Below are 22,519 nucleotides of genomic sequence, written 5' to 3' on the forward strand. Positions count from 1 at the left end.
ACATAAGCCTGTCCTCAAGCCTGTGCTTGAGCCTTTCTGCTTATGCCGACTGTCCGGTCGAAATGGGGTGCAGTTCAGCACTTCACTTGAACCCGATAAGCATTACAACACCCGTCTCCGACGCTGTCACCTTTATCGCAACCCTGATGGGTGCCGTAGTAGGTGGGGCTATATCGATTGCGGGGACAATTTATTTCAACAAGGCCGAACAATCAAAAAACAACAAAGCTAGGGCCTACAATCTCCTACAGACTGCGTCTCAAATGTATTCGGACATGGCCAATATAGTTGGCCACATTGAACGGGAGATGGAGTCGAAACGCCTGGATATCGAAAGCGGAGCACCTATATGGACCGTAGACCCCCCAGGCCTCAAAACACGCCACTAGGCAATTTGTATCAGAGGACTTGGCACTTCTTTTCTCAATAAAGGAATTCTCGGTTCACGAGAAGATCGTCCAACTCGAAATGTACAGAGACTCGATGTGCCAAGCGTGGGACACATTCAGCGACGCCAGACGGGAGTTGCGCTCGGTTATGAATGTGGATTCAATAGACGGTGGTTTGGTTTCTTCGACCGTTGACCTTAAAAAAAATCCAGAAGCAAGGCTGCGCATACTCGAGATCGACTCTCTGATCAGGTCCATCTTGGAAAATGCGCCACATTTCCTAGAGGTCGGCCGCGACGCAGTAGGCAGTCTTGGCCCTGCTTTTCGGAAGAGCTTTGCTGATCCAACTTTTCCATCTGTAGAGATCACAAAAATTAAGCGCGAGGACTAGATGTAAGTGCTAAGCTTTCGAAACTAAGCCGCCGTCCGGAACCATCCGTCAAATACCACGGCTGGCATCCACGGTCGCTCGCGATGGAAAACAGAGGGAATTTCAGGGACTTCTCTTCTAAGCCTTTGAAATCAGGTGGGAATCTAGGTCTCCTAGGCAAGCCATTTTTGACCGATTTTTATCCAAATTGGCGACCATCTCCCGCAGGGAAAAGTGGTGTCTTCTCAATAACTTGGGCGATCTCAGCCGCAGTATATCGGGCATGGCGTGCTTTATGCAATCGTCTTTATGGATGAAGATGGCTGGCGGCAGTTCCAGGCCGTCCACGACCTTGAACACCTTGCGGACCCAGGGAAACCGGATCGGCGCAGCGCTCTCGTTGCTGAAAGCCCATTTCGCTGCAGCAGGCAAATAGACAAACGATCCGGCACGTATTGGATAGTCGTTCCCGTCATAGGTAATCGTGCCCTCGCCCTCAACGACGAAGATCGCCACCGATGCCCTTGCATCCGGCTCCGGCCTGACGCTACCGCCACCGGGCGTGACCTCCATGATGTGCTGTGCGAAGGTTTCGGCGAAGCCGCTCAGCGGCCGCGCGATAATCCAGGCCCTGGTTCCTCCCAATGCGGCAGGACGCTGGTGACGATGTCGCTCATCACCGTCTTCAGGATCACCGCATAGGCTGTGTTGAAGACGGCCTTGCTGGAGAGGATCTGGGTCTGCGGCGGAAGGCCGCCAATCTGCGAGAAATACGGATTGCTGCTCATTCTGCTGCCAACTTTTCACCCGCCTTCCGTCTTTCCCATTCCTGCGGGGTCAGCGTCTTGATGTCGAACTGATCACGCGTCCTCGTATAGGTGTGCCCGCCCATGCGTCCGACGGCGTCCATAAGCTGCTGGTCGATATGAAGGTTGGACGTGTTGACAGCATCGCTGCGAACGAAGACGCCGACGACTTCGCCGAGGATGATTTCGCGGGCCGGGCCGACCTGAAGGGTCGTGTGGCGGCGGCATTCCAGAGCCGCCGGAGCCGCCAGAATACGAGGGCTGCAGACCATCTGGCCGGGGACGGTCGCAAGGCCCGCCTCCTCCATCTCGTCCACTTCGGGACCGAACTTGATGGCGCAGATTTCCATCTGGTCAACCAGCGCATTGTCGCAAATGTGGACGGTGAATTCTCCTGTCTCACGAATATTGCGGGCGGTGTCCTTGAAGCGCATGTCCGAATAGTTCTCGACGCCGATGGCGACGATGGCTGGATCATGGGTCAGCACATTGAAGAAGCTGAACGGGCCGGCATTGGGTGTCCCGTCCTTGCTCACTGTCGTCACCAGCGCAATCGGACGCGGAATGACGGTTCCGATGAGGATTTTGTAGCGTTCGCGCTCGCTAAGTTTGGCGAAGTCAAAATGGGTGTGATCGGTCATATCAGGCCTCGGCAGAAATGCGGTGGGTTTCAAGCGGTGTGTGGCGTGACAGGTTCTCAAACCCGTCCTTGGTGACGACATACATGTCACCGACATTACAGCCTGCCGACAGCGGCTCAAGCCATTGCGTGTGCAGCACGAACACCATGCCCTCTTCCATCCGGTCATAGTTGTGAGACGAGATGTTGAAACTGTTCTGCCCACCAGCCATACCGACCGAGTGGCCGAGATTGGGGTTATGTGGGCCATGGGTTGCCGGGTAAACGTGCATCAGGGTACGGCCCTGCGCTTCCCAGTCGATATTCTTCACATATTGGCGTGGGATCAGCCGCGCGCTGCCATCGTCCATCGGAGCCCAGTTGTAAGGCATAGTGCGGGCTTCCGGTGAGGAAAGCATGCCGCGCTCGATCATCGGCTCGAAGGCCGCGTTGTTGACGTCACGCATCAGGGCGCCGGGACGGATCAGCTTTTCGGCGCGTTTGACGCCCTCGGTGCAGGCCGCCAGCACGTCCTCCTGCCGCTTGGTGATATCGCCAACCGCGATCATGCGGGCTGTCTGAGCGGTGTAACCGCGATAGGTAATGTTGGAGACGTAGAGATTGATGAGATCGCCCGGACGCACGACATGCCCATAAGGCTTACCGCAATGGGTGCCGAACTCGTTGATGCCGATCTGGTAACCATCACCCGTCTCACCACCAGAGGAAAGCTGCGCCTGCGTGAAGGCGGCATAAATTTCATGGTCGATCACACCGGGCTTGGCAACATGATAGGCCGCTTGCGTGGCGATGCTGACGAGCTGGGCAGCAGCCCGGAACATTTCGATCTCGCGCGGCGAGCGCACCTTTTGCATCCGGTCGAGAATGGCATTGTCAGATACAAATTTGGTCTTCGGCATCAGTTCATCGAGTGCCGCCCATAAGGTGAGTGATGTGCGATCACCGATGCGGCCGATCTGCGCCTTCGCCAAGCCCATGCCAGCCAGCAGTTCTGCGCATTTCTCAGCGGTCTTGATCACGCTGTCGCCCGGACGGTCCGCATATTCGCGACCTATCGGGCCGATCTGCCAGATGTCTTCCACCAGCACAGGCTCGCCACCCGGCGGCAGAAGCACGGATTGGGTGAAGAAGGACAGGAGCACCATCGGCTTGTCGGAATCCGTCGGGATGATCAGCACGCCCTCGCGCATCCAGTCGCAGATGTAGCGCAGATAGGCGTTCGAGGTATGGAACCAGCCGACGCCACCGGTGTGGACGATCAGCGCATCATGGCCAGCTTCGACAGCCTGGCGACGGATGCGGCGTAGGCGGTCTTCAAACTCATCGACGGGCAAAGGCAGCGGTGCGACAAAGTCGAAATCCGGCTGGAAATCGGCCAGCAGCGATCCGATGCGGTAGTCGCCTGCCTTGGTGGCGTGTCTATTCATTGGTATTCCTTCCAGAGTATTTTTATTGGTCAGCTTGCCGTGCCGGCGCCAATACGCGCCTCGCTACCAGCATCACGATGAGTGTGAGTCCGATCAGAATTCCCGACATTGCCACGACGCGGACATCGAGCGATTCTTCGATCAGTGCGAACATGCGAAGCGGCAGCACGGTCGTCTGCGCATCAGCCAGGAAGAGCGACACAGAGACGTTGTCGAGCGACTGGATGAAAACGAGAAAGGCACCGGCCAGAATGCCGGGCGTTAGCAGCGGCAGGATCACGCGCCTCAACGTCGTGTACCAGGTCGCGCCCATGACGGTGGAGGCTTCTGCCAGCGACGGATTGATGCCCTGCGCGACGACGGATGCGGCCCTGTACATCAGCGGTCCGAACACGACAACATGGCCGATAACGGTAAGCCAGAGCGACGGCTGGAAGCCGACGAAGTTCGCCACGATCAGCGCTGCCAGACCATAAACAAGGCTTGGCAGAACGAGCGGTGCGAGCAGAAACGGCTCTAACGCATTGACCGTGCGGCGTCTCATCCGTGCCATGCCGATGGTGGCAGGCACGGCAAACAGCAACGATCCCAGCACTGCGAGGCCCGCGATTTTCAGCGAATTGCCGGCTGCGATATGTTCGGTACCTGAACGGACAGGATCGATCAGCGCTTCATACCAGCGTAGCGAGAACCCCTCCGGTGGGTATTTGAGCGTCTGGCCAGACGTGAACGACATGGTGATCGCAATGACAATCGGTGCCACGAGATAGATCAGGCTGAGGCTGCCTAAGCCAAAAACGAACGCCTTGTAGAGGAAGGTCGGGACCGGATTTTCACGATGATTATGCATGGCCGACAAGCCTCCGGTGACGGGAAATCATGGTCATGGCAACGAGGAGAATGCCGGTCGACAGAAGCAGGACGACGGCGATGGCAGAGGCCATGGACCAATCGAACAGCGTACCGACCTCGCGGTAGATCAGTTGCGGCACATAGACATTGCGCGCACCGCCGATGACAGCTTGGGTGACGAAAGAAGCACTGGTGCTGGCAAAGACGAGGATCCAGCCCGCCAGCAAACCGGGCAGCATCATTGGCAGGAGAACCGTGACGAAGATACGCCATGGCCCTGCACCAGACACCTGCGCAGCCTCGGTGAACTGCACCGGTGTGCGCGACAGGATTGCAATCAGCGGCAGGATGATCAGGGGCAAGTCGATCTGGCACATGGCCATGACGAGACCCAGTTCGGTGGAGAGCAGCGTAAACGGTCGCTCCGCAAGCCCAAGCGCCACGAAGGCCGCGCTGATCGGTCCCTGTCGTCCAAGAATAACGATCCACGCAAAGGTTCGCACCACGTTGCTGGTGAGCATGGGGATGAGCGTCAAGAAGATGATCACCTGCCGCGCAGTCTTGCCGCTGTGCCAGTAGAGAAGTGCTATCGGGATGCCGAGCAAGGTCGTGCTGGCTATGGTCTGGAGACCGAGTGTGGCGGTGTTGACCAGCACCCGGTAATTGAACGCATCGCCCAGAAAGCGTGCGTAATTGTGCAGCGACACGCCGTCAGGACCTATGAAACTGAACCCGACGAGAACGGCGAGCGGCGTCGCAAAAAACGCCACCGACAGCAAAAGCATCGGGATAACGTATGGGAAACCGCTCGCTTTCATTGTCTAACCCTCAACCGGCAACGAGAGCGTCGAACTGGCGGATCCATTCCGCACGGTTCTTGTTGATTGCAGCCCAGTCCGGATAGACCAGAGACGCAAGCTGTTCGCGCTTCACATAGGCCTCGATGCCGGGCGTCAGTTCCACTTCCTTATTGGTCGGGAACATCTCCGTCGGCGGCATTTTCAGCTTGTCCTGCGCTGCCTTGGAGATGGCGGCATCCATATAGGCATAGGCTGCATCCGGGTTCTTCGCGCCCTTGGTCAGATGGATGTTGACGGGAGCGGCTGGAGACCCGGTTTCCGGCTGGACGAATTCGGCCTTGAGGCCCATGGACTTGAGACGGGCGACGTTACCTGTCGAGCACATGAAGACCGCGATTTCGCCCTGCTGGAACAAGGTCATCTGGTGGTTCGTACTGGCGACGACGCCCTTGATCTGCTCTGGATTGTCCTTGAACAGCTTGAACACGGCCTCCATGTCATCAGGGCCTTTGCCGAATATCTTGGCGAGTTCGGTATAAGCCATCACGCCGGTGTTGGAGGCGAAACCGGTCCAGGACACCAGGCCCCTATAGGCCGGGTTTTCGAACAGGTCGCGATAGCCCTTAGGCGCAGGAACCAGATCCGGGTTATAGGCGATGCCATTGACTTCGACCGTCACGGTCGGGCCATACTCGCCCTGAAACGCAGGGTCCAGCATGCTCCAGTTCTTGAGCTTGGAAGGATCGATTTTCTGGATCAGGTCATTCTCGATGGCGACGGCCATCTGGCCGGGCGACATCAGCAGCGTGTCGTAAGGCGGGTTACCGGGACTTGCCATGACCTTGGCAAGCTGATCCTGCGCCATGGCTGGCGCAACCGTCAAATCGAAACCGGCCTCCTTGACGAGCGGCGTCAGTACCGTGCGATAGCCGTCTTCCCAATTGCCCGGAAAGGTCGCAGCGACTGCGGTGCCACCGGCAGCACGGGCTGCGAAAGGGGCGGCGACGGCTACTGCGGCACCGGCAGCCAGCAATCCAAAATGACGTCGTGTAATGTTAAAGTCCTGCATCTGTTCACCTCTATTGTTGTTGTTCATTCACTGAATGCTTCCGGTTCGCTCGGAAAGGCGTGACACATGGTGGTGTCAATCTCGGCAAAGAGCTGTGCTCCCGGCTCGGGAATGAATGTGGCCGGTCCACGCACCTGCGATGCGCGCAGGCCGGTGCCGTCCTCAAGAAGAAGATCATGGACGAGCGTCGGCCCAAGAGGAACGGACACCGTCAACCGCGTTGGCAGCGCAAAGTCGCTTGGGTTCGTGGAAAGACGAACATCTTCGGGGCGGAAGGTGATGGTGACGTTGGAGCCAACGGTGAAGTTCAGCCGACGCGGCAGCACGATTGTCTTGCCGTTCGTCAGCGCAATGGTCGTTGCCTCTGCATCTAAACCCTGCACCGTGCCACGCAGCAAATTGGCCTGACCGATGAAGGTGTTGACGAACAGCGTCTTCGGCCGGTCGTAGACGACCATAGGCGTGTCGATCTGCTCGACATTGCCCTTGTTCATCAGTACCAGACGCCCGGCAAGGCTTTGCGCCTCCTCCTGGTCATGGGTGACGATCAGCGTCGTGATGCCCAGTGTTTTCTGGAGATGCAGGAGTTCGACCTGCAGATCGAAGCGAAGCGCCCGGTCGAGCGCACCGAAGGGTTCGTCGAGCAGGAGAAGCGAGGGCCGTCCGGCAATGGCACGGGCAACCGCCACGCGCTGCTGCTGGCCGCCGGACAGTTCACGCGGCAAGCGGTTGCCATAACCCTTCAACTGCACGAGCGAGAGCATCTCGTCCACCCGTTCCCTGCGTTGCGTCTTCGGCATCCGCTGGCAGGCCAAGGGATAAGCAATGTTCTCAGCGACCGTCAGATGCGGAAACAGGGCGTAATTCTGGAACACCATGCCAATGCCGCGAGAACGTGCCGAAACATGGGCGAGGTCCTGGCCACCAAGCTGGATCACGCCGCTCTTCGGCTGGATCAAACCCGCGATTGCCCGCAGCACCGTGGACTTACCACAGCCACTCGGCCCCAGAAGCGCTACGATCTCGCCAGCAGCAACCTCGAACGAGATATCGCTGATCGCATTCTGTCCGCCATAGCTATGGGTCAGGCCACGAACGCTGAGCTGCTTACCATCGCCTGCCTTCGAGCCCTCTTCCATTGATATCCCTTTAGGTTGCCCCCCGCCGTCAACCTTGCCTGTACTCGTTGTTACGAGACGAAGATGGGATCGATCAGCGATGTGGGTTTCTGTGTTTGTCATACCAAGGGATTTGCAAGCTGCGTGCCAGTTTGAAATTTTCAACATATAAATCCGTTCAAAATACTGATAAACAACATTTATTTATGATTTTATTTATTGCGAATATTTATAATAATATAAAACCAAAATTATTTTCGAATTTAAAAAATGTGCACTTTCCGTAGATTTAGCTTATTCAATAAGCAGTATTTCAACGTCAAAGTACAAAATCTGCCGTTGATTGATCGAAAACACACAAAAGATCATGCCTCTCACAATTTGAGCACATGGCGGAATGCGTATCAAATTCAATGATGTAGGCAGCCACGCCTTAAATCCACGACATCGAGCGCTACAATGGCTGATTTTTAACAATCAAAGTTCCGAATTTTCATGCGAAAATATGTGCGAAAAATCTTGAAACTAACGGATTCAGAAATAACTCTTTAAAAACAGTGCGCCAAACATTCGTCGATCAAGCTGGCATGCCGATTGCTTCGCTGTCCCTGTGAATTCACTCCGATAAAAATCAAAAAGGGGATCGCATGCGAAGCTTCACGAAAAGTCTCAAAAACGGCCTTACCGGTATCGCGTTCGCGCTGCTGGCCACATCGGTCCATGCCGCAGAAGGCCCCGCCATCAAGATGGTGCCCAACGCTGATGTCGCCAAACTGCCGGGGATCGCATTCGACCAGAAACTGGCGGACCGCTTGCCCTCTACAATCAAGGACAAGAAAGTTCTCAAGGTCGCAACAGACCTAACGCCGCCGATCAGCTTTCAATCAGAGGATGGCAAGCTGATCGGGATCGATGCCGATATTGCCGCAGCACTCGGCGTCATTCTAGGTATCGACGTTCAGATGACCAATGTCGGCGCAGGTGCGGCCATCGTGCCAGCCGTGTTGTCCAAGCGTTTCGACATGACCATCTCCGGCATCAACGATGATGTGGAGCTGGAAAAGCAGGTCGACGTCATCGACTACATGTTTGACGCCACGACAATCATGACTATCAAGGGCAATCCGCTCGGCATCAAGAGCATGGAAGACCTCTGCGGAAAGAAGGTTGCCGTACCAGTCGGCACGTTCCAGGCACGCCTGGTGGAGACAGCATCGGCGAAATGCACGACACCGATGAACATCATGTCCATCCCGAAAATGCCGGATGTGTTGCAGGCCGTGCGCACCGGTCGCGCCGATGCAACCGTCAACGGTTATGCCACGAGCGTCTATACGACCGAAAACCAGACTGGCAAGGGCGTCGGCCTGCAGGCACTTCCAGACGTCCGCCTCGCCGTCGGCTATCTTGGCATGCTGGTATCGAAGGACAATCCGGATTTACGAGATACGGTGATCGCCTCGCTTCAGCACATGGTCGATAGCGGTGCCTACAAGGCCATCATGGAGAAATGGGGCCTTGGTCCGCTTGCCGTGAAGATCGTGAAGTTCAACGACGCCGCCAGCATGCCGGTGAATTGAGCCATGTCCCTATTCACTCAACCCGTCAGCATGGCCATCGCACCTCCGCTCGGCAAGCCGATGCGGTGGGGGCAGATCACAACAGGTACCAGCGCGATCCTCGCGCTGGCACTCGTCATCCTCACAGTCGCACGAAACCAGACTGTTCAATGGGGCGAAATTCCCCGCTATATGGTCGATCCTGTCATCCTCGACGGCGTCGTTCTGACCCTGCAACTGACGGCCGGTGCCATGGTGTTCGGCACCGCGTTTGGCTGCATCGTCGCCATCATGGCCACAAGCCAGAACATCGTTTTGAAAGCGATGGCTGTCGCCTTCGTCTGGTGGTTTCGTGGCGTGCCGCTGATCGTCCAGATATTCTTCTGGTTCAACATCGCGCTGTTTATTCCGATGGTGGGCATCGGCACCTATTCCATATCGATCAACGACCTCGTCACCCCTGCCCTTGCAGGGTTTCTGGCACTAGGCCTGCACGAAGCTGCCAATATGAGCGAGATCATTCGCGGCGGATTGACCGCCGTCGACCGTGGCCAGCGTGAGGCGGCCTCTTCATTGGGCTTGCAGCCCCTCCAGACGCTACGAACTGTCGTCTTGCCGCAGGCGATCCGTCTGATCGTCCCCTCGACCGGAAACCAGGCCATCGGCATGTTGAAGGCCAGCGCCATCGTTTCCGTCATCGGCATGCAGGACCTGCTGACCCAGGCGCAGGCTATCTACGCGCGCAACTTCCTTGTCATCGAACTGCTGTGCGTTGCTTCGCTCTGGTACCTCCTCATCACGTCAATCGCATCCATCGGCCAGCATTTTCTGGAAAAGCGCCTCGCGCCAAAAGGTCGAGATGCCAGTGCGCAGAAAGATACCCGGCGACGCACCTGACGCGCCGCCGATTCAACCATCAATCAAACGGAAATGCCATTGCAGCAAATCCGATCTGGAAACATCAAGGAGCAGATCATGAGACTAGGCATCGACGGACAGAAACTGCCCGAAGCGAAAAAACGCGGACCACTCAAGAGCCTCGAACACGTCAAGGAACTCGGTCTCGGCGGCATCTTTTTCAGCACGGTCCTCGATATGAGCGAGACGCTGGACAAGGGCGAACTGGCCGATATCAGGGCAAAAGCTGATGAGCTTGGCCTTTACCTCGAAGCGGGCGTCGGTAAGATCAACCCCTATTGCAGCGCAGAGGCTACCGAATTTCGGGCAATCGGCGGCGGCGATGTCATCTTGGGCTTCACCCGCATGATCGAGGCAAGTGCGGCCATCGGCTGCCGCGAACTCTGGGTGTCGCCCGGCAACTTCAAATCGGAATATCGCGGACGGCTGGCCAATGACCGCTTCCGCACCGATGTGACCTGGGACGAGCAGTTGCTGGGTATCGAAAAGGTGTTGCTGAAGCTGGCACCTGTCGCGCGCGCAAACGGCGTCCATCTCAACATGGAAACCCATGACGAGATCACGTCGTTTGAAATTCTCCGGCTGATCGAAAAGGTTGGCGAGGATTGCATGGGTGTCGTGTTCGACACGGCAAACGGCCTGCAACGCGCCGAGCACCCGGTTTTTGCTGCAAAACGCGTCGCCCCCTATGTGCGCCAGACCCACATCAAGGATGCCTATGTTGGTCGCGCCACGGGTGGCCTCGATTTCCAGACCCGCCCGGTTGGTCGCGGCATCGTCGATTTCGCCACGATCATCCCCATTCTTGCCAAAGCGAATCCCGACCTGAACCTCTCCCTTGAGGTTGCGGCCTCTGTCGAGGACAAGCCACGCAAGGCCAATCCCCGCCAATGCATCGAGATCAACGACCCCATCTGGCGTGCAGGCCATCCCGACCTGACGCTGGAGGAACTGGAAGCCTATCTCGGATTGGTGGACGGATTTGAAAAACGTGTGGCAGCCGGGGAAATCCCGAACTGGGAGACCTATGAGGCGAGCCAGTACGGCTATCCGACCTATGAACACCAGTCTTATGGCTTCAACGAAGCGGTGACCTTCATCAAGGATTCCGCACGCCATATCGAAGAGGTTTGCCGAGACAGTGGAATTTCACTTTCGACGCCATCCAGAAAGCAGCAGGCGGCCTAAGACTCGCACATTCTATCGACGACGTGTGTCATCAACTTTAAAAACCATGGGACGAACTGGATTTTAGGATCAAGCGCATATACGCAGGAATATTATCATGGAAATAATCATATCGCTTGATCCGATCTGGAGACGACAATGAAACATACGACGCGACGTCAAAGCGCCAAGGTCGCATCGAAGGCCAGCAGTTCGGCGGACACAGCCGAAAACGGCAATGACGACGTCACCGAGCGCATCCGCGTCACGCTGGCCACTGCGATTGGTGAGGGCGCGCTCAAGCCTGGCGTCAAGATTCTCGAGGACGCGATTGCGGACCACTTCGGGGTCAGCCGCACCGTCGTGCGCGGTGCGCTTGGCGTGCTGGAGAGCGACCATCTTCTGGAGCGCAAGAAAAACCGCGGCACCTTTGTCGCCGAACCTGGGATCGAGGAAGCAAAAGCCCTGTTCGAGGCACGGCGCAAACTCGAGCATGTCATTCTCGAACTCGTCATGGACCGCGCCACCATCGAGCAACTGGACGCCCTTGAAAAGCTGACCGACGAAGAAGAACATATCCATCATCATGGCGACGAAAAGTCGAAAACGGTCCTATCCGGCAAGTTCCATGTCGTTCTGGCAGAACTCGGCTGCAACGCCGTCATGACGGAGATGCTCTCCAAAATCGTTGCCCGCCTTTCCCTTGTCATGTCTCTCTACGAGGAAGAGCGCAAGGACGATTGCGGTGCCGATCACCACCGCTTGATCGTCAAAGCCCTGAAAGCAAAGGATTTGGCCAAGGCGCAACAGCTGATGGATCATCATCTCGCAGACATCGAGGGCCGCGTACGATTGACTGAGGGACAGGGCGATAGACATACGTTCCTGGCCGTGCTGGAGAATTTTTCCTGATTGCGTCGTCTTGATAGAATCCGAACTTTCGCCATTATAGTTGACACTCCGATAGGGCTTTGAATCTCCTTTGCGCGCACTTACTCACACTGTGATGGTTGCTTTTGGCCAGAGCGACATTGTGGGAAGCGTTTAACTCGTGTGCGACGACGCGGCTGGCGGTCACCCTACTTTTGAGCGATCATCTGCAGAATATGGACAATGCGGGTTGCCAGAAGACAAATCTATGTTTCAACGCTTCATGGCTTAAACCGTTTGCCTTAGGGACGCCTCTCGATGAAGATTACTCGTCGCCAATCAGACCATCACGCCGAGCAAATCCTGCATCGCTTCGACCTCCATCCTCCCGATGTCGATAGCTGTCTCTCTCAGCTCCACGCGGCTTTCTCCCGTTATCGTCCGCGATGGGAGTGGTGCCGCCAGTGCTTCACGGTAGATGAAGAGGCACGAACACGAAGTGCGGGCGATCCGCGTCGCGCCACCCTGGAAAGCTTCGGGCAAATCTACTTCGAACATCCGAACTGCTCCGGCGGCCGCGACACATTCCTGCATTGCCTGCCCCGTGGGCTGGAACTAACATTCCTGAACTTTGACCATGACTACTTTCCCATGGAAGGCGCTATGCGACTTGGGCTCTGGCGCTGGCCGAAAGAGGAACAGGATGCACTGCGCAACTTGTTCTGTAGCGTCGCGATGAAGTGGTTCAACGGCGGCAATCCCGTGCCATTCGAGCGTGTGATGCGCAAGTCGAGCATGGACATGGAGGACCTTGTGTCCGTACGCATCGTCAAAGCGCTCCTAATGCTTAGGATCAACCCCTTTGAGCTGTTTGCCTGGCTGGCACGAGCGAATTCTACCCGAGCGCGGGGCGTTCTGGTCGGACTCACGATCCACGGACATCTCGTCGAAGAAGGTGACTACTATGTACTGACGATGCCACCGACGAACCATTGCTGCATGAGGGAATTCGAGCTTTAGACCGCCTCGCTTTGGACGCTCTTCAGCGGATCGCCACAGACAAGCGGCTGGTATGCCTGTGGGATTGGGCTCACCGAGAAGATTTGATGTTGGCCCGCACTATCGAGAATACGGAACCGTTGCGAACGCAACGCGCCCTGCGCCTGTCGGCGACTGAACGCCAGAAGGATCGTGTGATCGTAAAAGCTGCTGTCGTTTGAGCCGCCGCTGGCGTCTTCCTGTCTGGAAATATGTGTGCGATATCTTCGAATGCGCGTGGCGGCTGCCGCAAGATCGAATGCCGCTTGAACCGCCACCGTTGGGATCGTGAGGCGACCAGACACCCTTCGAGGAAGTTCGGTGTTGGCGCATGCGGAAGCCAGCGTGCGATCCGGAGGAGACATTAAGATGCGGAACCGGTGGGCACGCATCCCATAATCGCTGAATGCGTATCACCAACTCTTTTGCACAAGTTCGCCTGATGGAGCGCAAGCGTAGAACCCTGCTGTCGGTCCATATGCGTGGGTCGTTGCAAGAGCGACTCCAGGGCGAGCGCCTTCTTCAGGCGAATGACCAACTCCGTTGCCTGTCATATCGCTCGATGTGAGGCCGGGGTCTACCGCGTTCACTTTGATCCCTTCCCGATCCAGCTCCTTGGCAAGCTTGATGGTCAACATATTCAGCGCAGTCTTGGAGGCGCAGTATCCGCCGAAACCGACCGTCCATGTTTCGCTCCGCATGTCCAAGGCATCCGTCAACGAACTTAGGCCGCTGCTCATCATTACGATCCGTGCCGCCTTCGATTTGCGCAACAACGGCAAAAAGGCTTGAGTGACGCGCATCACCCCGAATACGTTGGTGTTGAACATCCGCTGCATCTCGTCAATTGACTCCTCGGCAAGCGAGGGAGGCGGACCAAACATGAGCCCGGCGTTGTTGACCAATACGTCGAGATGCCCCACTGCACTCTTGACGATTTTGGCGGCGTTGGAAACGCTCTCATCGTCCGTGACATCGAGTTGCACTGCACGGGCGTCAACGCCGTTTCCTCGCAGTTCGCAAGCTGCCATCTCGCCCCGTGACATGTCTCGGCATCCCAGCCAGACTGTGTGTCCGGCTGCGCCAAGCTGCCGCGCAATGGCGAGGCCAATACCCTTGTTTGCTCCCGTAACGAGCGTAATGGGCGATGTGTGGGTCATGATGACGTCCCTGATCATTTCGATGTCAGAGACATACTACGAAATTCGTAATATTCAACCTTCGTATTTTGCAATTTGTTGGGTAAGCCTCAGAAATTCGGTTTGGTCTACGGATTCGAGGGCCTGCAGCATCGCTTTGCAGGAGGCTCGATATCCATCGATATAGCCTGCAACGGCTTGCTGCCCCTCGTTCGTGATCGTCAGAGCCACCGACCTGCGGTTCGCCTCTGGCCGCTGCCGTTCAATCATGTCCCGACGGACCAGCCGGTCGGCCGAAGACGACATGGTCGTCAGAGCGACCTGAAGGTGCCGGGCAACATCCCCCAGGTTACACGCGGGATGCTCATCGATAAAAAGAAGCGCCTGAATGTCGAGGGGGTTGAGCGAGTTTTGCATGACTGCCGCTGCCTCAGCGACCTTGAAACGACGGGTGAAGCGCTCAAAGGCGATAGCAAGTTTTTCGATCTGTTCGGGCGTAGGTTCTGTCATTCCTGGTATTAAGCATTTCTGCTCGGAGGACGTAAGCCATATACCCTAGAATAGGTGTTCCTTGAATTTATGCGATGACCGATAATGGCGCAAAGCGGACGCGCTGTCGCCGTAATCCCAAATTTCGCAACAACGCCTTGAGCTGGGTTGTTTTTCAGCCCATCCGCTTTGAAGGGCTCAGGACAGGGTCAACCGCAATGGAAACAAGTTGCGTGCTGTACGTTCAAAGCTAACTCCGCCCTTCGGCATGGCGAAGGGCAATCCAAGGCAGGTTTGGCACGTCTCCAGCGCGCCACTTCACGACATCCGTGCCGTGGAACATTATACCATAGTCGTTCTCCGTATCCCAATTGCAGGCAAGCTCGACACCAAAATAAGAAGGCTTTTCTACCACGTCTGGTAGCGCGATGTGGAGAAGGCGGACTCTCGGGCGCAACGGTGCTTCTTCCCACGTCTCATTAAAAGCCTCGTCGGTCACGCCGTCAATCCCCTTCTGAATGTTGATAAGCTCATCAAGCGAGGATCGAATAGTAGCGATGTTCGCCTGTTCCACTTCTGCGTCGTTATCGATCAGCCATCGCGCTGCTGCGATCATGTTCGAATTGGGCACGTCACCCGTACCGTCGTCGTTCTCCAAGATGACCGGCACTTCTCCCGGCTCAGCGAACTCTGCGTTGCCACGTCCGGGATGGGGTAGAGCGACAAGCGAGTGTTGAAACGTTGAAGTCAAAGGCATTGGTAGCGCTGTGACCCAAGCCCCCTTGCCGCCGTAGAGCGTAGGTAAACCATCAATTTCGTAGGGCTTATCTTTAGGCGAAAGCTTGTCGAGGCGCATGAAACCCATCCTTCGTCTGAACTGGCTTTGCGTGCGAACATTGCACGCCAGACACACCATGCCAAGCCGCCCACCGCGCCGAGCAGCCAACACGGATCGAAGACATCATCAAGGTGCATGCGGCCAACGACCGCATTTGGCGGAGGGCAGCCATCCCCGGCAATATATCCTTCTTCGGGAAAGCGGAAATTATTTCCGAGAACCCGCTGGTTGAATGCTTCAAACAGTCTGTGACGAATGACGGTTTGGGGCCGCAAGGAGAACGTCCGCTCCTTCAGAAGGTTGTCCTTTGGATCTAACGCAGCGCGCCAAAGTGCAGAGGTCAAGCATCCATTCGAGGACGGAATTCGCGCCCATTTCGATGTGCTGGAAAACTTGGTAGGTGGAGGAGAGAACGCGGAAACCAGCAACAAGGCCATGGCGATCCTGTCCCTTATGGTGGGTGCGGTCATGCTTTCACGTCTTATGAAAGATGAGACCCTGTCTCAGGGCATCTTGAAGTCAGCGGCTGGCGAAGTCCGACGTATCGCAGGTCGGGCTAATACGCGCTGAACAGCGGCCTCACCTGAGATCCGAAAGCGGAAATTATTTCCGATAGGTCGTCTAGTTGACTGATGCCCAAAGCCAGGGCACAAAGTTGGCATCCACGGTCGCTCGCGATGGGAAAACAGAGGGAATTTCAGGGCTTACCCAATAAGCCATTGAAATCATGTGAGAATCCAGGCTCCCCAGCCAACGCTTTTTCTTTCAGATCAATTCATTATAGCATCTCGCCAGTGTGCGGGATCACCCCAGACTGCTCCCAAAAAAGGGCGCTGCGATGGCTAACTATTTTAGGCGTGAAGCCGATCCCTTCGTATTCCAGAGGTGCGTACCGCGGTCATTCAAAGACGACTTGACCTAATGGAATATACAGACCCTGAAAAACCGCCGTGCGAAGAACAGCAAAGGCGAGAGCAGCGCATCAATTCATTGCAACTGAAAGACTTTTTCAGATGGTCGAAAAGGATGATGACGTATTGTCAGATAAGGAGATCAAGGCAGTGGCTTGGCACGTCTTTGCCATGGAGAGATCGGTCGATGTGTATCTCAAGAGCCTTCCAGGATCGCTGAAAACTTTCGCTCACACCCCATGAGACCGGCAAATCCCCGCAGGTCTCATGGGTAGAGTCAACGACTACATTTGAAGCGTGACGTTTTCAGAGTCGAGCGGTCTGAACGCTCTGGCATTGTCTGATAACGCTTTATGATCAGTTCCTATATTTGGTTGGAGCGCTCACCAAAGCTGATGGACGTGAGGAGCAATGCGGTTTTCGTAGATAGCTTTGAGTTCCTCCATGGTGGATGGCGAGATTTCCCCAATACTGCTCCCTAAAGCATTGGCATTGGCCTGATCAGCATTCTTTGCGCCTGGTATGACAGTGCTGACAGCCTCGTTCATAAGAATCCAGCGCAAGGCAAACTGGGCCATTGTCACATCCCCCGGAACAAGCCTGCGGATATCCTCGACAACTTGTAGCGCCACGTCGTAAGGGACGCCGGAGAATGTCTCACCCTTGTCGAACGCCTCCCCATTGCGATTAAATGCCCTATGATCATCAGCGGCGAAGGTCGTCTGGGCATTCATCTTGCCGGTCAACAGACCAGATGCAAGAGGAACGCGAACGATGACCGCCACGCCCCTGCGCTTGGCCTCGCGGAAGAACAGATCGGCCGGACGCTGCCTGAATATGTTGTAGATAATCTGGATGGACGCGACGCCCGGATATTCGATCGCCTTCAGGCCTTCTTCGACCTTCTCGACGGAAACGCCGTAGTTTCGGATCTTCCCCACCTTGATAAGCGATTCCAAGGCTTCGAAAACATCTGGGCGATAGTACACCTCCGTTGGCGGGCAATGGAGCTGAACAAGGTCCAAGCAATCCGTTGCGAGGTTCTCAAGAGACCTATCGACAAACGAGGTCAAGTTATCTTTGTTGTAGCCCTCTGATGCATGCGGCGACAGGCGACGCCCTGTCTTGGTGGCAACGAACGGCCGTTCGCCACCACGTGCCTTTAACACATCAGCAATGATCCGCTCGGATCGCCCGTCACCATAAATATCGGCGGTGTCGATAAATGTCGTGCCTGCATCCAAGGCAGCGTTAAGCGCCGCCCGAGCATCCGCCTCTGATACATCACCCCATGAGCCGCCAATCGCCCAGGCACCGAATCCTATTTCCGAGACAGAACGTCCCGTCCTGCCAAATTCTCTATACTTCATGTTCATCTCCTTATGGCATCAATTGTCCGCCGTTGACCTCTATGACCTGGCCGGTAATATATCCGGACATAGCCTCCGAGGCGAGGAAGAGGAACGCGCCGACGCACTCCTCCGGCGTCCCTTCCCGTCCCATGGGGATGGTCATTCGCTGGGCGGCCATGATTTCCGCCGACGTATACCGGTCATGAAATGGTGTCTGGATCAGTCCGGGCGCGACAGCATTCACGCGGATTCCGTCATTGACGAATTCCTTGGCCTGCCCGCGGGTCAGACTGCTGACGAAGGCTTTGGCCGCCGCGTAGAGAACGGCTCCGCCGCCGCCGCCATTTCTGGCCGCGATCGACGTCGTGTTGATGATGAACCCACCCCCGGATGCAACGAGATGGCGATGAGCTGCGACGCTTGCCTCCCAGAGCGACTTCGCATTCAGGTCCAGAACGCGGTCGAAATGCTCGGCAGTGGCTTCCGTGGTCGGAACTCTCCCCAACATTCCGCCCGCATTGTTGATGATGCCATCGAGACCTCCGAGAAGACGTGATGCCTCGTCAACGACCTCTGTGCCGATACCTGGAGCACCAAGGTCTCCCTGAACAAGGACCGTATTTTCGGAATACTGAATCTGGAGCGCGGCAGCGGCCTCGCGGCTTTCATTAAAATGGATGGCGACGCGAGCACCTTGCGCGGCCAATGCTACGACGACTGCAGCACCAATTCCCGTCGAGCCTCCTGTTACGAGGACACGCTTGCCCTTGAGGTCGTTGAACACAAAGCCATTGAACATCTTACATCCTCCTCAAAGCTCTCATGACTTGTGATAGCAATTGCCAGGCTCAAAGTTGCATGTTTTATGATGAACAACATTCATTCTAACGATGAAAATAAACGTCATGGATTTTTTTGAGCGCATCGATTTAGCGGATTTGAGACTTTTCACGACCATCGTGAGGAGACAGAGCTTTAAATCGGCGGCCATTGAGCTTGGCATGACGCCATCGGCAGCCAGCCACGCAATGCGACGCCTCGAAACACGTCTCGGCGCAAAATTATTGAACCGTACAAGCCGGGCCGTGGCACCGACGGACCTTGGCGTGGAACTCTCATCTCGCCTTATCGAAGGGTTTGATGTTATTGGCGCGGCGCTGCACTCGCTCAGAGCACCCGGAGCCGCCCGGTTTGGCGAGCTCCGTATCAACGCATTCGCCGATGCAGCCCATCTCCTGATCGCGCCTGCGCTGCCTGAGTTCGCACTACAGTGCCCGGATGTCAGGATAACAGTTGTCGTGGAGGACCGCCCGATCGACATTGTTGCTGAGGGATACGACGCAGGATTCCGCTACGGCCATACCGTACCGGAAGACATGGTGGCGTTGGCCCTGACCGGCCCGCAGCGTTGGGTGGTCGCGGCGTCACCGACTTACCTGCGAGAACGCGGCACTCCGAACACGATTGCAGAACTGGCCCAGCACACCTGCATCCAACTGCTTCTTGGCGATAATTCGGCATTCAGATGGGAATTGTCCGACGGTGCCGAGAATATAAGGCTCCGAGTGCCAGGCTCGATCACCATCAATGACACGGCAACCACCATAGCGGTGGCAAAGGCCGGCCTTGGATTGGCATATCTGTTGGAAGCCCGGATCGCGGATGAGATCAGCAATGATACCTTAAAGGTTGTTCTGGCTGACCATGCCTCTCCGGGTGAACCATTCCATGTGTATTACGACAGTCGCCGCCACGGCCACCCGGGCTTGCGATCCTTGGTCAACATCATTCGTCAGCAAAATGGTCTGACCAGATTGTTTGATGAGCACGGCGCTGTTGCCCACCTGTGAACACAGGTCAATCAGGGATGGCGCGACAATCGAAGAGATCGGCATCATGGCTTTCGGGAACTGCTCAACAAGCGATTGCCACAGGATTCCTGTTCGCACGCTCGCTGCACATTTGGAGATTGCCAGCTTCGCTTTGATAATCATTCAGGTGAAGTGACCATACCCATCTGAAAGCTTGCGGGCGCTGACGATATCGTAACATGGAGAATTGTTACTCTTGTGCCTGTAAGCTGTAACCTATCGACCCAGAGTTAGTATCTATTGTTGAACAAGGTCAGGTGGTCTTGGCATCCAGTTCATCCTGAATATGAACCTGGATGATTTCCTCGAAATTCTTCTCCGAAGTAAACCCCAGTTCGGTAGCGCGTTTGGCTTCGAAGCCTGCAGCCCAGCCTGCGACCATTTTCATGATCATTTCATCTGGTTCTCGTCGGATGAGCTTGACCGCATCCTCGCCAGCCACCCGTCTCAAAGCTTCTATCTGCTCGCCGACGGTCGCGCTCACGCCCGGCATGGCAAGGCTACGGCGCCAGCCAAGCTTCGACAGGTCAAGTCCTGTAGCGTGCAACAGAAAACCAACAGCAGATCGCGGCGAAGTATGCCAATGACGAACGTCATCTGGCACAGGCAGAGCCGCCTCCTGGCCGACGAGTGGCTCGCGAAGAATGCTGGAGAAGAAGCCCGAAGCCGCCTTATTTGGCTTGCCCGGGCGGATACACACGGTTGGCAGACGAATGCCGATGCCGTCGAAGAAGCCGCGGCGACTGTAATCGGCAAGCAAGAGTTCGCTCATCGCCTTCTGGGTGCCGTAGCTGGTCAAGGGCGTGAGATGGTAGTCGTCTGGAATCGGAAATGGCAGAGGTGCGCCGACGACGGCAATCGATGACGTGAAAACGACGCGCGGGAAGTAACCTTCGTTCTGGTTTGCGACACGGATCGCATCGAAAAGGTAGCGCGTTCCGTCGAGATTGATCCCGTAACCCTTATCGAAGTCGAGCTCTGCTTCACCGGAAACGATGGCCGCCAGATGGAAAATAACGTCCGGCCGAGAGCCAATCAGAGCATCTGCTTCGCCAGGGGCACTGAAATCGCATTCGCGGGTAACGATACGACCGAAAAATTCGGCCGGGGCATCAGGCTTGACTACATCAACCAGCGTCAGCGCGCTTATTGGTGTGCCATTCAGTTCTCCCTCCAACACGAGGCGCTGAGTGAGCTTGCGGCCAACCATACCAGCCGCTCCGATGATCAGAACATGCATGTCTTTCCTCCCATTCAATCTTCGATAGCCTAGAGCAACTCACCTTGTAAGGTTGTCTGATAACCTTGTATAGTCGATTTGAAAACAGAAGAGTTTGTCATCGGCAAAAAGCTAACGGCAAGCTCTGTTAGAAATCGAATACGGCCCGGGGACTGCCAGCACAGTTCTGACCGGTTCTAGCGGCAGGAGAGAAGCGCGTGACAGAGACAAAAGCATCGATTGCTGACAAGCGCGACGCGCTGAGCGCCGCTCTAGGTGATGACCTTGTCCTGACCGAAGCAGACGATATGGCGCGTTACTGCACGGACTGGCATGGCGATGTTACCAGTGGCGCGGTCGCCGTCATTCGGCCAAGGTCGACAGCAGACGTGCAGGCCGCGATCAGAATCTGCCGCACGCTGGGCCTCTCTATCGTGCCGCAGGGCGGCAACACCGGGCTGGTGCTGGGCGGCACTCCAGACGAGCCGGAAAGCCAGATCGTTCTCAGCCTTGAGCGGATGTCCCGCATCCGCAATATCGACTCCGACGATTTTTCCGCCGTTGTCGAAGCAGGCTGCATTCTGGCACAGTTAAAGGACGCGATCGCCGAAAAGGGCATGTTTTTCCCGCTAGCACTCGGCGCGCAAGGCAGTTGCCACATTGGTGGAAACGTCTCTACCAATGCCGGCGGCGTCAACGTGCTCCGGTACGGCATGACCCGTGAACTGGTGCTTGGTCTGGAAGTCGTCTTGCCGGACGGCAGCGTTTTTGATGGGCTGTCAACTCTGCGCAAGGACAATAGAGGCGTTGATCTCAAGCAATTGTTCATCGGTGCCGAAGGGACGCTCGGCATTATCACAGCTGTATCCGTCAAACTTGCGCCATACCCTGACCATGCCGCCACCGCTCTTTTGGCCCTCAATTCGCTGAAAGATGCAATCACGCTGTATCGCCGCGCGCGACGGGATTGCTGCGACCTGATGTCGGCCTTCGAATTCTTGCCGCCGCTCGCATTCACGCTGGCGAAGGAGGCAATTCCAGACCTTCCCATCCCGCTTCGTGCCGATTACCCAGCCTATGTCCTGATCGAGATTTCGGGCTCTGGTCTGGTCGATATCGACGACCTGATGCAGCGCTTTCTGGAAGGCGTCATGGAGAGTGGACTTGTTGTCGATGGAACCATCGCGTCATCCAGCTCGCAAGCCCGCAACCTCTGGCTCATCCGTGAAGGTATGAATGAGGGCCAAGCCAAGCGCGGCACCCATATGCGCACCGATATTTCTGTCTCGCTGTCACAGCTCGCCTCGTTCGTGGCGGATGCCGAAGCCGCTGTCAAACAGGCGCTGCCTGATTGTATCAGTGTTTCATATGGCCATGTCGGAGATGGCAACGTGCATCTGAATGTAATGCCGCCAAATGGCGCAACACCGGAAGAGCGGCATGATCGTATCCATAAGGCCAAGACTGTCGTCAATGCCGTCGTCGACAGATATCAGGGCAGCATCAGCGCTGAACACGGTATTGGTCGCTTGAAACGCAAAGACTTCGAGGAACGCTTATCGGATACCAAGCGACGCCTGCTGATCGCGATCAAGCGGGCGATAGACCCGGACTTGCTTTTCAATACCCATTGCCAGATCAACCTTGGCGCGGTTATCGACGAGCCGGATTAACAGA

General features: G+C 56.2%; 22 protein-coding genes and 1 pseudogene. 9 read left to right on the plus strand and 14 right to left on the minus strand.

Annotated elements, in window-relative coordinates; genetic code table 11:
• On the plus strand, nucleotides 1-389 hold a 389-nt coding region (locus ATO67_RS23395), incomplete at its 5' end, for a hypothetical protein (protein WP_210176167.1).
• Between the two features lie 646 nt (nucleotides 390-1,035).
• On the opposite strand, the pseudogene ATO67_RS20420 reads toward ATO67_RS23395, so the two are convergent.
• The 7 genes and pseudogenes from ATO67_RS20420 to ATO67_RS20455 all read right to left on the minus strand — a co-directional run.
• Nucleotides 1,036-1,547, minus strand: a pseudogene (locus tag ATO67_RS20420) (cupin domain-containing protein); the annotation flags it as partial.
• Nucleotides 1,544-2,206, minus strand: a complete 663-nt coding sequence (locus ATO67_RS20430; RefSeq protein WP_067653415.1) for a flavin reductase family protein — start codon at nucleotides 2,204-2,206, stop codon at nucleotides 1,544-1,546. The gene ATO67_RS20430 and the pseudogene ATO67_RS20420, both read right to left, overlap by 4 nt.
• A 1-nt stretch (nucleotide 2,207) precedes the next feature.
• Nucleotides 2,208-3,632, minus strand: a complete 1,425-nt coding sequence (locus tag ATO67_RS20435; protein ID WP_067653417.1) for a M24 family metallopeptidase — start codon at nucleotides 3,630-3,632, stop codon at nucleotides 2,208-2,210.
• A 22-nt stretch (nucleotides 3,633-3,654) separates the two neighbouring features.
• Nucleotides 3,655-4,482: an ABC transporter permease gene (locus ATO67_RS20440; RefSeq protein WP_067653419.1), complete on the minus strand. Its 828-nt coding sequence runs from the start codon at nucleotides 4,480-4,482 to the stop codon at nucleotides 3,655-3,657.
• Complete coding sequence (locus ATO67_RS20445; RefSeq protein WP_067653421.1) at nucleotides 4,475-5,302, minus strand: ABC transporter permease; 828 nt, start codon at nucleotides 5,300-5,302, stop codon at nucleotides 4,475-4,477. Before ATO67_RS20445 ends, ATO67_RS20440 begins: the two co-directional genes overlap by 8 nt.
• A gap of 10 nt (nucleotides 5,303-5,312) precedes the next feature.
• Nucleotides 5,313-6,353: an extracellular solute-binding protein gene (locus ATO67_RS20450; RefSeq protein ID WP_067653635.1), complete on the minus strand. Its 1,041-nt coding sequence runs from the start codon at nucleotides 6,351-6,353 to the stop codon at nucleotides 5,313-5,315.
• 23 nt (nucleotides 6,354-6,376) lie between these two features.
• Nucleotides 6,377-7,492, minus strand: a complete 1,116-nt coding sequence (locus tag ATO67_RS20455) for an ABC transporter ATP-binding protein (RefSeq protein ID WP_067653423.1) — start codon at nucleotides 7,490-7,492, stop codon at nucleotides 6,377-6,379.
• Nucleotides 7,493-8,118: 626 nt separating this feature from the next.
• Here ATO67_RS20455 and ATO67_RS20460 point away from each other — a divergent pair.
• The 5 genes from ATO67_RS20460 (at nucleotide 8,119) to ATO67_RS23190 (ending at nucleotide 13,005) form a co-directional block, all read left to right on the plus strand.
• On the plus strand, nucleotides 8,119-9,051 hold the full coding sequence (locus ATO67_RS20460; protein WP_067653425.1) for an ABC transporter substrate-binding protein: 933 nt from the start codon (nucleotides 8,119-8,121) through the stop codon (nucleotides 9,049-9,051).
• A 3-nt stretch (nucleotides 9,052-9,054) separates the two neighbouring features.
• On the plus strand, nucleotides 9,055-9,927 hold the full coding sequence (locus tag ATO67_RS20465) for an amino acid ABC transporter permease (RefSeq protein WP_067653427.1): 873 nt from the start codon (nucleotides 9,055-9,057) through the stop codon (nucleotides 9,925-9,927).
• Between the two features lie 78 nt (nucleotides 9,928-10,005).
• Nucleotides 10,006-11,136, plus strand: a complete 1,131-nt coding sequence (locus tag ATO67_RS20470; RefSeq protein WP_067653637.1) for a sugar phosphate isomerase/epimerase family protein — start codon at nucleotides 10,006-10,008, stop codon at nucleotides 11,134-11,136.
• A gap of 138 nt (nucleotides 11,137-11,274) precedes the next feature.
• The gene (locus ATO67_RS20475; protein ID WP_067653429.1) at nucleotides 11,275-12,027 is read left to right on the plus strand and encodes a GntR family transcriptional regulator; all 753 of its coding nucleotides are present in this window, start codon (nucleotides 11,275-11,277) and stop codon (nucleotides 12,025-12,027) included.
• A gap of 276 nt (nucleotides 12,028-12,303) precedes the next feature.
• Nucleotides 12,304-13,005 carry a hypothetical protein gene (locus ATO67_RS23190; protein ID WP_157940888.1) on the plus strand — a complete coding sequence of 234 codons (702 nt, stop codon included), beginning with the start codon at nucleotides 12,304-12,306 and terminating at the stop codon, nucleotides 13,003-13,005.
• Here the strand turns inward: ATO67_RS23190 and ATO67_RS20490 are convergent.
• The 4 genes from ATO67_RS20490 to ATO67_RS20505 all read right to left on the minus strand — a co-directional run bounded on the left by ATO67_RS20490 (nucleotide 13,002) and on the right by ATO67_RS20505 (nucleotide 15,507).
• The gene (locus ATO67_RS20490) at nucleotides 13,002-13,301 is read right to left on the minus strand and encodes a hypothetical protein (protein WP_157940887.1); all 300 of its coding nucleotides are present in this window, start codon (nucleotides 13,299-13,301) and stop codon (nucleotides 13,002-13,004) included. The genes ATO67_RS23190 and ATO67_RS20490 overlap by 4 nt on opposite strands.
• Nucleotides 13,302-13,436: 135 nt before the next feature.
• On the minus strand, nucleotides 13,437-14,183 hold the full coding sequence (locus tag ATO67_RS20495) for an SDR family oxidoreductase (protein ID WP_103086803.1): 747 nt from the start codon (nucleotides 14,181-14,183) through the stop codon (nucleotides 13,437-13,439).
• 54 nt (nucleotides 14,184-14,237) lie between these two features.
• Nucleotides 14,238-14,672 (minus strand): MarR family winged helix-turn-helix transcriptional regulator, encoded by a 435-nt coding sequence (locus ATO67_RS20500; protein ID WP_067653440.1) that lies wholly within the window; start codon nucleotides 14,670-14,672, stop codon nucleotides 14,238-14,240.
• A 229-nt stretch (nucleotides 14,673-14,901) separates the two neighbouring features.
• The gene (locus ATO67_RS20505) at nucleotides 14,902-15,507 is read right to left on the minus strand and encodes a DUF6985 domain-containing protein (protein WP_157940886.1); all 606 of its coding nucleotides are present in this window, start codon (nucleotides 15,505-15,507) and stop codon (nucleotides 14,902-14,904) included.
• Between the two features lie 237 nt (nucleotides 15,508-15,744).
• Between ATO67_RS20505 and ATO67_RS20510 the strand changes: the two genes are divergently transcribed.
• Complete coding sequence (locus ATO67_RS20510; RefSeq protein ID WP_067653444.1) at nucleotides 15,745-16,059, plus strand: hypothetical protein; 315 nt, start codon at nucleotides 15,745-15,747, stop codon at nucleotides 16,057-16,059.
• A gap of 724 nt (nucleotides 16,060-16,783) precedes the next feature.
• Here ATO67_RS20510 and ATO67_RS20515 read toward each other — a convergent pair.
• A complete protein-coding gene (locus tag ATO67_RS20515) occupies nucleotides 16,784-17,770 on the minus strand; it encodes an aldo/keto reductase (RefSeq protein WP_067653446.1) in 987 nt (328 codons plus the stop codon).
• A gap of 10 nt (nucleotides 17,771-17,780) precedes the next feature.
• Nucleotides 17,781-18,551 (minus strand): SDR family NAD(P)-dependent oxidoreductase, encoded by a 771-nt coding sequence (locus tag ATO67_RS20520; RefSeq protein WP_067653448.1) that lies wholly within the window; start codon nucleotides 18,549-18,551, stop codon nucleotides 17,781-17,783.
• A 106-nt stretch (nucleotides 18,552-18,657) separates the two neighbouring features.
• On the opposite strand from ATO67_RS20520, the gene ATO67_RS20525 reads away from it, so the two are divergent.
• Complete coding sequence (locus tag ATO67_RS20525; protein ID WP_067653450.1) at nucleotides 18,658-19,602, plus strand: LysR family transcriptional regulator; 945 nt, start codon at nucleotides 18,658-18,660, stop codon at nucleotides 19,600-19,602.
• A gap of 274 nt (nucleotides 19,603-19,876) precedes the next feature.
• On the opposite strand, the gene denD is transcribed toward ATO67_RS20525, so the two are convergent.
• A complete protein-coding gene (gene denD, locus ATO67_RS20535; protein WP_067653454.1) occupies nucleotides 19,877-20,863 on the minus strand; it encodes a D-erythronate dehydrogenase in 987 nt (328 codons plus the stop codon).
• Between the two features lie 197 nt (nucleotides 20,864-21,060).
• Between denD and ATO67_RS20540 the strand changes: the two genes are divergently transcribed.
• Nucleotides 21,061-22,515 carry an FAD-binding oxidoreductase gene (locus tag ATO67_RS20540; RefSeq protein ID WP_067653455.1) on the plus strand — a complete coding sequence of 485 codons (1,455 nt, stop codon included), beginning with the start codon at nucleotides 21,061-21,063 and terminating at the stop codon, nucleotides 22,513-22,515.
• Nucleotides 22,516-22,519: the final 4 nt, after the last annotated feature.

It is taken from the genome of Agrobacterium bohemicum (assembly GCF_001562555.1).
Taxonomy (GTDB): domain Bacteria; phylum Pseudomonadota; class Alphaproteobacteria; order Rhizobiales; family Rhizobiaceae; genus Agrobacterium; species Agrobacterium bohemicum.

What these genes read in the sequence shown, in the direction of transcription:
- ATO67_RS20430 (WP_067653415.1), bottom strand. Translation starts at nt 2,206, where the DNA reads ATGACCGATCACACCCATTTTGACTTCGCCAAACTTAGCGAGCGCGAA.
- ATO67_RS20510 (WP_067653444.1), top strand. Translation starts at nt 15,745, where the DNA reads ATGACGGTTTGGGGCCGCAAGGAGAACGTCCGCTCCTTCAGAAGGTTG.
- ATO67_RS20515 (WP_067653446.1), bottom strand. Translation starts at nt 17,770, where the DNA reads ATGAAGTATAGAGAATTTGGCAGGACGGGACGTTCTGTCTCGGAAATA.
- denD (WP_067653454.1), bottom strand. Translation starts at nt 20,863, where the DNA reads ATGCATGTTCTGATCATCGGAGCGGCTGGTATGGTTGGCCGCAAGCTC.
- ATO67_RS20495 (WP_103086803.1), bottom strand. Translation starts at nt 14,183, where the DNA reads ATGACCCACACATCGCCCATTACGCTCGTTACGGGAGCAAACAAGGGT.
- ATO67_RS20475 (WP_067653429.1), top strand. Translation starts at nt 11,275, where the DNA reads ATGAAACATACGACGCGACGTCAAAGCGCCAAGGTCGCATCGAAGGCC.
- ATO67_RS20440 (WP_067653419.1), bottom strand. Translation starts at nt 4,482, where the DNA reads ATGCATAATCATCGTGAAAATCCGGTCCCGACCTTCCTCTACAAGGCG.
- ATO67_RS20470 (WP_067653637.1), top strand. Translation starts at nt 10,006, where the DNA reads ATGAGACTAGGCATCGACGGACAGAAACTGCCCGAAGCGAAAAAACGC.
- ATO67_RS20520 (WP_067653448.1), bottom strand. Translation starts at nt 18,551, where the DNA reads ATGTTCAATGGCTTTGTGTTCAACGACCTCAAGGGCAAGCGTGTCCTC.
- ATO67_RS23190 (WP_157940888.1), top strand. Translation starts at nt 12,304, where the DNA reads ATGAAGATTACTCGTCGCCAATCAGACCATCACGCCGAGCAAATCCTG.
- ATO67_RS20525 (WP_067653450.1), top strand. Translation starts at nt 18,658, where the DNA reads ATGGATTTTTTTGAGCGCATCGATTTAGCGGATTTGAGACTTTTCACG.
- ATO67_RS20500 (WP_067653440.1), bottom strand. Translation starts at nt 14,672, where the DNA reads ATGACAGAACCTACGCCCGAACAGATCGAAAAACTTGCTATCGCCTTT.
- ATO67_RS20435 (WP_067653417.1), bottom strand. Translation starts at nt 3,632, where the DNA reads ATGAATAGACACGCCACCAAGGCAGGCGACTACCGCATCGGATCGCTG.
- ATO67_RS20445 (WP_067653421.1), bottom strand. Translation starts at nt 5,302, where the DNA reads ATGAAAGCGAGCGGTTTCCCATACGTTATCCCGATGCTTTTGCTGTCG.
- ATO67_RS20465 (WP_067653427.1), top strand. Translation starts at nt 9,055, where the DNA reads ATGTCCCTATTCACTCAACCCGTCAGCATGGCCATCGCACCTCCGCTC.
- ATO67_RS20450 (WP_067653635.1), bottom strand. Translation starts at nt 6,353, where the DNA reads ATGCAGGACTTTAACATTACACGACGTCATTTTGGATTGCTGGCTGCC.
- ATO67_RS20505 (WP_157940886.1), bottom strand. Translation starts at nt 15,507, where the DNA reads ATGCGCCTCGACAAGCTTTCGCCTAAAGATAAGCCCTACGAAATTGAT.
- ATO67_RS20460 (WP_067653425.1), top strand. Translation starts at nt 8,119, where the DNA reads ATGCGAAGCTTCACGAAAAGTCTCAAAAACGGCCTTACCGGTATCGCG.
- ATO67_RS20455 (WP_067653423.1), bottom strand. Translation starts at nt 7,492, where the DNA reads ATGGAAGAGGGCTCGAAGGCAGGCGATGGTAAGCAGCTCAGCGTTCGT.